This is a genomic window from Hypericibacter adhaerens, assembly GCF_008728835.1.
GTDB classification, from domain to species: domain Bacteria; phylum Pseudomonadota; class Alphaproteobacteria; order Dongiales; family Dongiaceae; genus Hypericibacter; species Hypericibacter adhaerens.
Genome location: NZ_CP042582.1, coordinates 5773755 through 5786117, shown reverse-complemented (window position 1 = coordinate 5786117; position 12363 = coordinate 5773755). Strand labels below are relative to the sequence as shown.

9 protein-coding genes are annotated in these 12363 nt (G+C 66.6%); 5 read left to right on the top strand and 4 right to left on the bottom strand.

Annotation, left to right across the window (positions count from 1 at the left end):
- Positions 1–75 precede the first annotated feature (75 nt).
- The 3 genes from FRZ61_RS25905 to FRZ61_RS25895 all read left to right on the top strand — a co-directional run bounded on the left by FRZ61_RS25905 (position 76) and on the right by FRZ61_RS25895 (position 3749).
- On the top strand, positions 76–609 hold the full coding sequence (locus FRZ61_RS25905; RefSeq protein WP_191909212.1) for a GNAT family N-acetyltransferase: 534 nt from the start codon (positions 76–78) through the stop codon (positions 607–609).
- 48 nt (positions 610–657) lie between these two features.
- Complete coding sequence (locus FRZ61_RS25900) at positions 658–2832, top strand: glycosyltransferase family 2 protein (RefSeq protein WP_151120530.1); 2175 nt, start codon at positions 658–660, stop codon at positions 2830–2832.
- Between the two features lie 251 nt (positions 2833–3083).
- Positions 3084–3749 (top strand): tetratricopeptide repeat protein, encoded by a 666-nt coding sequence (locus FRZ61_RS25895; RefSeq protein ID WP_225309294.1) that lies wholly within the window; start codon positions 3084–3086, stop codon positions 3747–3749.
- 78 nt (positions 3750–3827) lie between these two features.
- Here the strand turns inward: FRZ61_RS25895 and FRZ61_RS25890 are convergent, their stop codons facing one another.
- On the bottom strand, positions 3828–4877 hold the full coding sequence (locus tag FRZ61_RS25890; protein ID WP_191909210.1) for an acyltransferase family protein: 1050 nt from the start codon (positions 4875–4877) through the stop codon (positions 3828–3830).
- A gap of 256 nt (positions 4878–5133) precedes the next feature.
- Here FRZ61_RS25890 and FRZ61_RS25885 point away from each other — a divergent pair, with 256 nt between their 5' ends.
- Both FRZ61_RS25885 and mug read left to right on the top strand, forming a co-directional pair.
- Positions 5134–8439 carry a glycosyltransferase gene (locus tag FRZ61_RS25885; RefSeq protein ID WP_151120527.1) on the top strand — a complete coding sequence of 1102 codons (3306 nt, stop codon included), beginning with the start codon at positions 5134–5136 and terminating at the stop codon, positions 8437–8439.
- A gap of 118 nt (positions 8440–8557) precedes the next feature.
- A complete protein-coding gene (mug, locus tag FRZ61_RS25880; protein WP_151120526.1) occupies positions 8558–9070 on the top strand; it encodes a G/U mismatch-specific DNA glycosylase in 513 nt (170 codons plus the stop codon).
- Between the two features lie 80 nt (positions 9071–9150).
- Here mug and FRZ61_RS25875 read toward each other — a convergent pair whose 3' ends face one another.
- The 3 genes from FRZ61_RS25875 to FRZ61_RS25865 are packed head-to-tail and all read right to left on the bottom strand — an operon-like array spanning position 9151 to position 12341.
- The gene (locus FRZ61_RS25875; protein WP_151120525.1) at positions 9151–10035 is read right to left on the bottom strand and encodes a succinate--CoA ligase subunit alpha; all 885 of its coding nucleotides are present in this window, start codon (positions 10033–10035) and stop codon (positions 9151–9153) included.
- 2 nt (positions 10036–10037) lie between these two features.
- Positions 10038–11183 (bottom strand): ATP-grasp domain-containing protein, encoded by a 1146-nt coding sequence (locus FRZ61_RS25870; protein WP_151120524.1) that lies wholly within the window; start codon positions 11181–11183, stop codon positions 10038–10040.
- Positions 11184–11222: 39 nt separating this feature from the next.
- Positions 11223–12341 carry an NAD(P)H-dependent flavin oxidoreductase gene (locus FRZ61_RS25865; protein WP_151120523.1) on the bottom strand — a complete coding sequence of 373 codons (1119 nt, stop codon included), beginning with the start codon at positions 12339–12341 and terminating at the stop codon, positions 11223–11225.
- Positions 12342–12363: the final 22 nt, after the last annotated feature.

The window sequence follows — 12363 nt, the reverse complement described above, 5'->3', positions numbered from 1 at the left end:
AAATCCCCGAGTGACCCGCTTCGCTTCGAGATCCGCGATTCGGCCGGCGCCGTCGTCGCGAGGATCAGGCCGATCGTGGAATCCGACCTGACCGACAACGGGCTGATCGCGACAATCGCGCGCTGGCGCGAAGAGAACAAGGAACGCTTCCTGACGATCGTTCCCTTCAGCCCCGAAGGGACCCGCCATTGGATGAGCCGCTTCCCGGTCGGCGATCCGGGGCGAATCCTGTTCCTGGTGGAAGCGGCGAACGGCGAGCGGCTGGGTCACTACGGCCTGTTGCTGATCGGCGATGGCGAGGCCGAGATCGACAATACCCTGCGCGGCGCGGCCGGCGTGCCGGCCGGGCTGTTCGGCCTGGTGGCCCAGAGGATCATCCGCTGGGCCATCGACGACCTCGGCGCGCGCAGGCTGGTCGTGCGGGTCTTGTCGAACAACCGGACGGCGATCCGCCATCAGGAGCGCAACGGCTTCGTCCAGGAGGAGATCCTGCCGCTCCGGGAATCCCGCGACGGCGACATCGTCCGTCGCGAGGTGGTGGCCGACGCGTCGCTCTCGAATCTTCCGTTCGGGCTGGCCGTGCTCTCCTATCCCATTCCGCGGCGATGACGATGCCCGATCCCGCTTTTCCCGGCTGAGCTGATCCGGATCGGTCGCATGTTGGACGCCCCCCAATCCACCGCCCAGGCGAGCCGTCCGCCGACCGTCGCGATCAAGGTCGCGGACCTCATCGCCGATACCGTCTGGTCGCCCGGCGGCGGTCATGGCACCGCCTCGCCCGAGCTCTCGATCCTGTTGCCGACCTTCAGGCGCGGCGCCGACGGCCTTCTGCAGCGGGCGATCGAGAGCATCTGTCGGCAGAGTTTTCGCGATTTCGAGCTCATCGTCGTCGACGATGCGTCGACCGACGGCAGCGCCGAGATCGTCAGGAACTGGATGGCCAGGGACGGCCGGATCAGCTGCCTGACGCATCCGCGGAATATCGGCCTTCCGGCGGTTTCGGAGCTCGAAGCCTATCTCAAATCGCGCGGGAAATTCATCGGCTTCGCCTTCGACGATTTCATCTATGAACCGGGCGCCTTCGAGGCATTGGTCGCGGCAGCCCGCGCCAACCCCGATTCGCTCGTTCATGGTTATGTCCAGATGGTGGGCTGGAGCGGAGTCCATCGCGTGCTGGGACAGGAGCTGCCCCCCTACGCCCAGCTCTGGCAGGAGAATTTCATTGCCAACGCCTCGGTTCTGATGCCGCGGCAGATCGTCGAGACGATCGGCTTCTACGATCCGCACATCATGGCGACGCGGAACTGCGATTGGGATCTGTGGCGGCGTGTGCAACGGCGCTTTCCGATCGTGCCGATTCCCGCCTTCATCGGGCGGGAATTCGGCTCGGCGCGTTCCGACAGCCTGGGGAGCACCTATCCCGTCTTCCAGGACGTCATGTCCGAGTTCTATGGCTCGAGGGACGACGCGACGCTTCTGCCTTCGAGACTCCCGGACCGCGACGTCTGGGCTCTTCCGGAAAAAACCTCCTTCGCTCTCGCCGCGGCGACCATCAACGTCCGGAAGTTCTTCAAAGACAAGAGCTGGGCGAGGAAGGCGCAGATTGCCGACGATGCCGACCAGCGGCGGCTGACCCAATCCAATCGGCCCATCATCGGCGTCGCCGGAAGCCTCGATGCGATGACCTCTCTCTGCTTCGACGCCCTCCGCGACCGGTTCGGCGGAGAGCTGAGGTTCATCGACCTTCGCGCACCGCAGGCGTCTCAGACACGGCATCTCCTGTTCTGCGACGCGCTGATCGTCGCCGGCATGCCCTTCGAGGACAGGTGCCGGCACGCCATGGCCGTCTGCAAGAATTTCGGGATCGACGTCTATCAGCTTGCCGACGAGGATCCGATCCGTCCGGCGCGGGGCTCCTCCGAACGCGCGCCATCCGATCCGGACGACGTCAAGCAAGCCTTGCAAGTCTTCAAAGGCGTGCTGGCAATATCGCCCGCGCTCGTCGAGCGCTACAAGGCGAACGCCCTGCATGCCAACCTGCGGCTGCTCGGACCGGCATTCGACCGCGCGACGATGGACAAGGCGCACCGGGTCGCGGTCGAACCGCATCTCGGCAAATTGCGCATCGGCCTGACCGACGACGGGTTCCGCCGGAAGTCGCTGCAGGACAGCCTCTATCCCGCGCTGCTTCGCCTGTCGCAGCATCGGGATGTCGAGCTCGTCGCCACGGCGCCTTCGAATCCGGGAGCCGACGGCTGGGCGCCGCCGCCTTCTCCCGTGGCCTCGCGGTCCCTCCCGCGGGCGAGTTCCTATGACGCCTTCATCCAGGGCTGGCGCGCGCTGGGCATCGATCTGCTGGTACATCCCGAAGGCACGAGCCTCGATATCGACCACAAGGCCCCGGGCCTTCTTCTCACCGCTCTCTATCTGGGCGCGGTTCCGGTCGTTTGCGACGAGGCGGCCTTTCACGGGATCGGCGAGGATGACGGCGTGCTGAAAGCCGCCCCGGGCGCGGCGAACCTTGTCACGGTCCTGGAAGGGGCATCGGATCCGGATCGCCGGGTCGAGCTGCTCCGCCGGCTCGAGAGATTCTGCGTGAAGCGCTTCGATCCGGAAGCGAGCCAGCGGGTCCTTCAATCAATCTGCGAGGCGACCCGCCCGGCGGATGCCCTGAGCCACCAGGCCCGGCTCCATAGCGAATATGCAAGGCTGTTTTATGTCGCCGACCAGGCCGCCATTCAGCTCAATTCTCGGGCCTTCAAGCTGGCCATGAAGCTGCGCCGGCTTGTCAACCTCGCCCGTCACGCCGGGCGGGCTTTGCTGGGCCGCTGACCAATCGGGGCCGCGGGCCCGTTCGCGCCTCGATGCAGTCGGGCCGGATTTCAGGCACCCGTCCGGCCTTCTTCGCGACTCGCCGAAGTTTCGATAATCTCGATTTGCTTGGCCGAGACGGAATGGGCAAACGATTGAGAACCTGCTGCTGGCTCGATGTCGGAACGCAAGCCCCGCCTGCCGGACCGGAAACGGGGGGTTCGGTATAGGCGATGCGGTGGCGTGCGGCGCGGGTGGCGTTCCTGTTGACAATGCTCCTCCTTGCCGCCGCCTCGACGGCACGAGCGGCGGGAGCCGAGCTCGACGAAGCCGCCGCCGCGATGGCCAAAGGCGACTGGGCAAGCGCCCTGGCCTTGCTGAAGCCTTTGGCCGAGGCCGGCGACCCGGCCGCCCAGTACAAGCTCGGATCGATCTATCGGGAGGGCGCCGGCCTGCCGGTCGATTATTCCTCGGCCCGGCAATGGTTCGAGAAGGCGGCGGTCCAGGGCTACCCTGACGCGGAGCTGGCGCTGGGCGATCTCTATGCGCAGGGGCGGGGCGTGACCCGGAGCCTCTCCACCGCATCGGATTGGTACCGCCGGGCGGCAGAGCATGGCAACGCGCAGGCGATGAACAATCTGGGCGCCATGGCCTGGAGCGGCGATGGCATGAAGGGCGATCCGAAAGCCGCCCTGAACTGGTTCACGGCCGCCGCGAACAAGGGCCTGGCGATCGCCCAATACAATCTCGGGCTGGTCTATGCGCGCGGCGAAGGCGTACCGGTGGATATGAAGGCGGCCTATACGTGGTTCCGCCTGGCGGCCAATGGCGGCAACGAGGATGCCTTGCAGGCGATCGATGCGGTCGCGCCGACGCTGTCGCCCGAAGAGATCGATGGTGCCGAGGCCGCCGCCCAAGAGTGGCGGCCGCAACTCTGATCGCCGTCCTGTCGGCATCTCCGTGATCAAGTCCAAAGGGCGCCGCGTTCCCGGAGCCGGGCGGGCGCGCCGCAACGATCAGGAACGGGGAGAGGCTGTCACCGCCGGGACGACCGTCGAGACCGGGCCGGTCCCCCGATCGCGGGCTCCGGAAGAAACGGACTTGCCGGAAAGCCGATCGGCCAGCGGACGCAGGGAGCGGCGATAAAGCCAATATTCAAGACCGCCGAAGGCGCTCCCGCCGGCGAGGCCGGCGCCAAAGAAGATGGCGAACGCCGGCCAGAACCCCGGGCCATCGTCCTTCAGAAGCTGATAGAGGGCGACGATGATCGGCAGATGCACCAGATAGAGACCGTAGGACCAGTCGCCGATCCGGGCCAGAAGGCGCGGCCATGGAATCCAGGGCAGCAGGCTGGCAAGGGCGAGACCGGCGCCGCCACAGAGAATGAGCCTGATGTGGAACTCGTTCATCACGGCGCCCCGCCACAGGGATTCCACAAGGATCATCGCCAGCCACAAGGCGAGGGCAAAACGCCGTCCGTGCTGCAGGGCGCCGCACAGAAGGAACCCGCCGATGAAATAGAGATTGAAGGGGGAGAACAGGATGGTCCCGGCACCGGCCGAGGCCCAGAAGTCGCTGCGAACGCTCAAGGCCGGCGCCATCAGAATCAAGAGGGCCCAGACCAGCATGAAGGCCGTCTGGATCGCGGGTCGGAGCTTCAGCGCTATTGCAAGAAACAGCAGAAAATAGAAGACGATCTCGTAGATCAGCGACCAATAAGGAACCTGGAGCATCGGGCTCAAGCTGCCGCTGGGCAGCAGCAGGAGAGAAATCTCGAAGCGAGGATCCTGCAGGGCGCCCGGCAAGAAGAGCGCCAGAAGCAGCAGATTGACGAACGACGCCAGCAGGTAGCCGGGATAGATCCGCAGGAGACGGTGCAGCGCGAAACGCCGGGCCGGCTGGCCGGTCTGCAGGGCCATGACGAAGCCCGAGATCATGAAGAACAAGAAGACCCCGATGGCTCCGACATAGAGATAGCGAAACGCCATCATGTCTTCGCCTTCGGTCAGCCCCGCGAAATAAACGGCATGCTGAGCGAGCACCAGGGTCGCCGCGATCGCTCGCAAGCACTGGATTCCGCGGAAGCGAAAAAGTCCGGAGGATTGATTCAATGAGCGATGAGCGCTCGGAGAGAGCGGACCGGGAGGAGTTCGTCGAATAGCCCATAGTGCCAGCGCGGGACGATTCCTGTCAACGAACGCAACGACGGGTTGTCGACGGGTCGGTATCGAAACCGCGCCCGCGAGGCCCTCGGCCGTTGCGCCCCTTGCGTCGGGTCGACTACTGTCGACCGATATCGAACGTCCCGGTTGGGCACCAAGAATGCGATTTGAGGATTTTTTCCAGGATCTCGTCGTCGACCGCCGGGCCGATGCTCCCAACGCCCCCACCGTCTCGATCGTTCTTCCGACCTACGCTCGTGCCGAGCGCATGCTCGGGAGCGCCATCGACAGCGTGCTGTCGCAGAGCTATGGCGATTTCGAGCTCATCGTCGTCGACGACGGGTCGCGCGACGGCACCGCCGACATCCTGAACGAGTATCGACGCGCCGATCCACGCGTGACGGTGCATCGGTACCGCAGGAACAGCGGCTTGCCCGCGTTGCGCGTGAATCAGGCGGCGATGGCCGCCCGGGGGCGGCTGATCGGGTATCAGTTCGACGACGATCTCTGGACGCCGGAAAGCCTGAAGATCAGGGTCGAGGCGATCGAGGGGCGCGAGAAGCCGTCCGTCGTCTACGGCATTGCCGATCTCGAGGCCGCGCCGCCGGGGCAGCCCGAGACCACGCGCAGGCTCGGCGCCTCCTTCAACTATGGCCGGCTCGTCGGCGGCAACTACATCGCCAACAACAGCGTCCTGCACCCGATCGAGTTGTTCGAGATCGCCGGCATGTACGATCCGCATGTCGTCTGCCGGCGCTACAGCGACTACGATCTCTGGCTCCGGTTCGGCGCCGTTGCGGATTTCATCTTCCTCGACGCGGTCGTCGCGAAGGTGCGCGCTTTCCAGCCGAACTCGCTCGGCACCTCGATCCCGCACGACCACACGATCTACCGCAAGTATCTGGAGATCCCGCGCGAAGAAGCGCTCAAGCCGGCCGCCATCCGGCGCTATGAGGTCGCCGGAACGGCAATGCTGCGCCAGGTCTTCTCGGAGCGGGAGGTCGACCAGATCCGGCGCCGGTCGATCATTCCGTTCCTCGTCACGCAGCACGACTATGCCCGCACCGAGGCGCTGCTGCCGGCGATGGTCTCGCGTCGCAAGCGCAAGGCCCTGGCGGTCGTGAAGCCGGATTTCTCCACCAGCATCGATGTCACGATCCGGAACTTCACGCGTCTCGACGACAGCCCCTATTCGAATTTCTTCGTCCCCGAGCGTGAGATCGGTTCGGTTGCCTGGAGCGGTGCCGACACGCTGATCATGTACCGAACGGTCACCGACGGCACCACCAGGGTGCTGAACGCGCTGAAGGCGGATCGATCCTGCGTCTATCTGATGGACGACAACATGCTCCGGTTCGACGAGGTGGGTCCGGAGCATCGGTTCCTGGCGCCGGGAACGCCGGCCCGGGCCGCGATCGAGACGCAGATTCGCGAAGCTCACGCCTGTATCGGCTACAGCGACCAGATCAACGCCGACATGGCCGCCCTCAATCCCCACGTGCTGAGGCTCGATACCAACATTCCCTTGCGCTTCCTGAGCGAGCGCCCCTACAGCCGGGGAAACCGGCTCAGCGTGGCGGTGCTGAGCGGGCCGGTCCGCCGCGAGATCCTGCAGGCGCTATGGCCGGCGCTGGCCGCTTTCGCCGAGGCGGCACCCGACGCCATCGAGTTTCATTTCTGGGGCCTGGATCCCGCCGCGTTCGGATCCCTGCCCTGCCCGGTCTCCTGGCAGCCCTTTACCCATTCCTATGATCTTTATCGATCGCGGTTGTTGCAGGCCTCGTTCGACATCATGCTGGTCCCGCTGGACGATCAGCTTCTGGCGTCGCGCAGCAAGAGCCCGGTGAAACTTCTCGAAGCCGTCGCCAGCGGCGCCATCTGCATCTTCACCGACGCGCCTCCTTATCAGGGCCTGCCGGACGATATCTGTCTCAAGACGCCCAACACGATCGAAGGATGGCGGTCGGCGCTCGGGCGGGCACAGGCGCTCGGGCGGGACGGGCGTGCCGCCATGCTCGAGCGGGCGCGGGCCTTCGCGCAGAAACGCTACGCGACCGAGCGACAGCTCGTCGATTTTGCCGCCTGCTTCGACGCGGCGGACCTGCATCGCCGGCTGGGCCGGCGCGCCATCGCTTATGTCTTCCATGAAACCTCTCTCGGCGGCGCGACGCTGCATTTGCTGCGCCATGCGCAGATGGCGAGGTCGCTGGGGTTCAGGCTGGTCGGCGTGATCGGCGCCTCGAACGAGGAGGATGGGAGGATCTTCGCGGAACGCTGGGCCGGTGTCAGCGGCGACGCGCCCCTGATCTCCAGCCGCTGGAGGATTGGCTATACCGACGGCCCGATGGGCGGCGATGAGCATCGAACGCCCGACGACAAGGACCGGCAGGATGGCGAGACCATGGCCCGCCAGATCGAGGCTCATGATGTGGGCCTGCTTCATGCCGCGGTCTGGAATCCGACCGCGATCTTCGCCGGCGGGGCGCTCAAGGTGCCGGTGGCGGTGAGCCTGCATCAGTTCATGCCCATGGAGGAGGGCGCGGCCTGGAATATCGCCGACGCGATCCACTGTTCCTCGCTCCGCTATGCGCGCGACTGGGCGCAAGCGATGCACAAGCCCGTCCGGCGGATCGTCTGCCCGGTCGAACCGGCCTATTTCGATGCGTTCCCAGCCAACCTGTCGCGCCGCCGCGAGCCGGGCTCCGGTCTGCATCTGCTGATGTCGGGCACGCTCCAACCTCGCAAGAATCAGCTCGAGGCGATCCGCGCCGTCGGGCTCCTGGCACGGCAGGGACTGGATGTGACGTTGGACATCATCGGCTACGACCGGATCGTGCCGGACTATCCCGATGCCTGCCGCAAGGCGATCCTTTCGCTGGGGCTCCAGGATCGGGTGACGATCCACGGCTTCATCGACAAGCCGGAGCACTTCTACCAGGGGCGCTGCCAGATCCTGCTGATGGCATCGACCGACGAGTCGATGCCGCAGACCGTGCTGCAGGCCATGGCCGCGGGCCTGATGGTGGTGACGACCGACGTCGGCGGGATCGGAGAGATTCTGCGCCACCGCTACGGGGGCATCCTGGCCGGAGGCCACGATGCGCCGGCCTTGGCCGAAGCCGTTCATATGGCCGCGTCGTTGCCGCCCGACCAGGCCGAGGAGATCCTGCGCCGGGCCCATCGCAGCGTCGGGCTGATCGCGCGGGAAGAGTATGTGCGCGCCGAATTGATCGATTTCTACAACGAGGCTTTCGAGAACTGGGAGACCCGTGACCGCCCTCCGCTGGAGAAGATCCGGATTACCGCCGCCCCGTCGCCCCGGCCGGTGGAGCTGCTCGCCCTCGAGACGCGCATCCACGCGCTCGAGAACAGCCTTTCCTATCGCCTGACGGCCCCCTTGCGCCGGCTGGTCCGCCGGCTGCCGGCGCTGGCACGGGTCATCAACCGTCTCCGCCGCCGGCGCTGACGGGGCCGATCGCGGCCGGTTGCATTCTTGGCGATCGCCGGCACGATGCGGTCCGTGCCCGCGGGTGAGGCGATCGGCACGCGGTCGGTTTGGCTCCGACGAGGTTGTGGGACAAAAGATGGCCGGCTCGCTCGAAGACATCCTCGCGAAGGACCTTGCCGTGATCTTCTGCGGGATCAATCCCGCGCTCTCGGCGGCCGTCGCCGGGCATCATTTTGTCCGGAGAAGCAATCGCTTCTGGCGGGTGATCCACCTTGCCGGTTTCACACCGCAGGAAATCTCGCCCGAGAACGATCGCACGATCCTCACCTACCGCTGCGGCCTGACGGCGGTGGTGGCGCGAGCGACCGCGCGGGCGGACGAGCTATCCACGCGAGACTTCGCCGCCGCCGCCGCGCAATTCGAACGGAAGATCCGGCGCTACGCGCCGCGGTTCGTCGCCTTTCTCGGCAAAGCCGCCTATTCCGCGCTCTCCGGCCAGCGGCAGATCGACTGGGGTTCACAAGCGGCAGCCTTCGGCGGTGCCGCGACCTGGGTGCTGCCCAATCCCAGCGGCCGAAATCGCGCCTTCAGCCTGGACCAGCTCGTCCGCGCCTATCGCGAGCTCCATCAGGCGGTGGATCGGGGCTGATCCCGCACACACCACCCTCCGCGAAAGGCGCGAACGCTTTGCGTCGGCAGCCTCGAGCGACCTTCTCGAGCTCCTGGCATTCAGCCGACAGCCAAATTCATGGCCACCAGCCGAGGAACAGCACCGATGTTGCGTGCCAGAACGACCCCAGCCGTCGCCAAAGCGCTGCATTTGGCGGCATAGTCACCGCGGCCGCGTTGGGCAATCGCGCCGGCATGGCCCATGGCTTGACCGGGCGGCACCGAGCGGCCGGCGATGAAGCCGACAACCGGCTTTGCGATCGGGTGTTCATGCAGCCAGCCCGCCGCGTTTTCCTCGTCGTTTCCGCCGATCTCGCCCAGCATCACGATCGCCCGCGTCTCCGGGTCGGCGGCGAAGAGAGCCAGGATGTCGCGGAAATCGGCGCCCTTCACGGCATCGCCGCCGATCGAGACCACGGTGCTGATGCCGAGCCCGGCGCTCTTCAGCTCGGACATCACCGCATAGGCCAGCGAGCCGCTTTTGGCCACCAGGCCGACGGGGCCCGGTTGGCAGATATCCTCGACGAAAAATCCCGCTTTGGCGCGGCCGGGCGACAGGAGGCCGCTGGAATTCGGGCCGATCAGGAGGGTCCCCGCGCGTTTCGCCAAGTGGCGGAGAACGACGGCGTCGTGAACCGGCACATGCTCGGTAAGGCAGACCACGACGGGCGTGCGCGCCGCGATCAATGCGCTCACCACGGCCTTCACTTCCAGAGGCGGCGTGAAGACCATCGCGAGATCGGCGCCCGAGGCTTCTGCCGCCACGGCGGGATCGATGAAGATGGGGAGAGGCGGAGAGACCCAGCCGGCGACGTCGCTCTCCAAGCCGACGACACCGCTGACCTGCGTGCCGTGGCGCAGCATCTCCTCGCATTGGAATCGCGCCAGCGGATTGGCGATGCCGCAGACGAGGACTTTTGAGTGCCGGCCGGCCAGGATCGCCATGTCTATGCCCGCGCGGCGGCGATGACGTCGGCGACCGCGGCTGCGATCGAGGCGCTGTTGAGGCACCCCGCGTGCGCCAGCATCGCCGGCGTCCGCGCCCCCGCATTGCCGCGAAGATGCAGGATGACGGGCTTGGCCTTGCCGTTCCGCGCCGCGAGCGCCGGCAGCAGGGCTGCGGTGATCTCATCCAGGCGATAGCCGCAGGTAATGATGTTGAGCAGCACCGCGTGGATGGCACTGTCCTCGTCGAAAGCGGCGAGCGCGGCCGCAAACCCCTCGGCGGCGCGGCCGGCGCCGATCGCCGGATCGATATCCACCAGGCGCGCAACCTGCTCGCCGCTCTCGGCGATCCAGTCCATCAGCGTCACGTTGAGGCCGCCGCCGAGGCCGATCAGCCCGATCGTGCCTCCGGCCGGATTATCCTTGAAGCGCAGGCCGGCCACGTCGCTTCGAGCTGACGACATTGCGGCCTGGTGCGGCCGCAGCGCGGCCAGTTCCGCCTGACGGCCGAGCGCGTCGTCGTCAATGAAGACGCGGGCGTCGAGCGCGAGCAATCGACCCTGCGGCAGCTCGACCAGGGGATTGATCTCCACCGTGGTGGCGTCGCAGCTTCGTGCCAGCGCGAAGAGCGCACGGCCGATCGCCTCGTATTCCCCGCGATATTCCAACGCGAAGCCGAGCCGGTCGAAGCAGTCGGCGAACGAGCCGGAAGCCGGGCCGTCGATCGGATCCACCGCGAAACCGGCGAGATTTCCAGGATCTCGCGCCGTGATCTCCTCGATCTCGACGCCGCCCGCGCGCCCGAACAGGAGCCGGATCTCGCCGGAGTCGATCACGAGCCCGGCATAGCGCTCCCGAAGGTGGTCGATCCGTTCCTCGATCAGCACGGATTCCACCGGCAGGCCGTTGATTGCCCGATTCCGTAGAGCGGCATAGGCCGCGCTCGCCTCGTCCGCGGTCGCCGCGAAGGCGATGCCGCCACCCTTGCCGCGGCCGCCGCCGAAGATCTGTGCCTTCAGCACGAGGTGCGGCGGCAGGGTGCGGAGCGCCTGGTCGAGCGCCGCTGCGTTCGCCACCGGCATGCCGTGAGGCGTGGCAATTCCATGCCGGCGAAGGAGTCCCTTTCCTTGATGCTCCAGCAGCAGCATGGGCTTGTGGGAATGGTATGCCGACTGTCCTCGCGCGGCCTACTCTGCTTCGGCGGTCAGCTCTGTCACGTGATCGACGGCGGCGACATACTCTGTCAGAAGATCGGCGAAGATCTGCCGGACCGAGGTCTCGGACTTCATGTCGCCGACGATCTGGCCCACGGCATAGGTCCAGTAGTCGAGACGATGCGCCCGTTCGGCGCGGCGCAGCGGCTCGCCCACCAGGATCGACTGAAGCGGGAAGGTCAGCGGTTTCGGCGCGCCGGGCTGGTCCCAGGCCTCGGTATAGGCGCTCTTCAGGATGCGGCAGGGTTTGCCGGTCAGGGCCTCGCTGACCACGGCATCCTCCGACGCCGCACCGAACATGCGCTGCTTCATTTCCGGGTTGAGCTCGCTTTCGCGGGTGCCAAGCCAGATCGATCCGCACCAGACGCCGGCGACACCCAGTGCCATGGCGGCGGCGAACTGTCGGCCTCGGCCGATGCCGCCGGCCGCCAGCACCGGCAGCGGCGCCACCGCGTCGACCACCTGGGGCCAGAGCACCATGGAGGAAATCCGACCGACATGGCCGCCTGCCTCGCTGCCTTGGGCGATCAGCACATCGACGCCCGCATCGCGCTGCCTCACCGCGTGCTTCACCGCGCCGATCAGGCCGCCGACCTTGATGCCGCGGGCATGGACGCGATCGATGACATGCTTCGGCGGCACGCCCATCGCGCCGACCACGAACTTCACCGGATGCCGCAGCGCGATCTCCAGCGCTCGCTCGCTCTCCAGCGGCGTCATGCGCATCTTGGCGGCGTTTTCGCGGTTGAATTGCGCGGCGTCTTCGGCGGGGAGCGGAGGGATCTGCGCGCGGTCGATCACCTTGCCGATGAAGTCCCGATGCCCTTGCGGGACCAGCCGCTGGGGATCGTCCTCATCGGCGTCGGCGGCGAAGGTGCCCGGGAACACCAGGTCGACGCCATAGGGCCTGCCGCCGATCTTCTCGTCGATCCATTTGAGGGCGACTTCCAGCTCGTCCGGCGTCATCCAGGCGGCCCCCAGCACCCCCATTCCGCCCGCCCGCGAGGCTTCCACAACCACGTCCCGGCAATGCGAAAAGGCGAAGACCGGCAACTCGATGCCGAACATCTCGGTGACGGGGGTCCGCATCATCGCGTCTCTCTCCTCCCTGGCT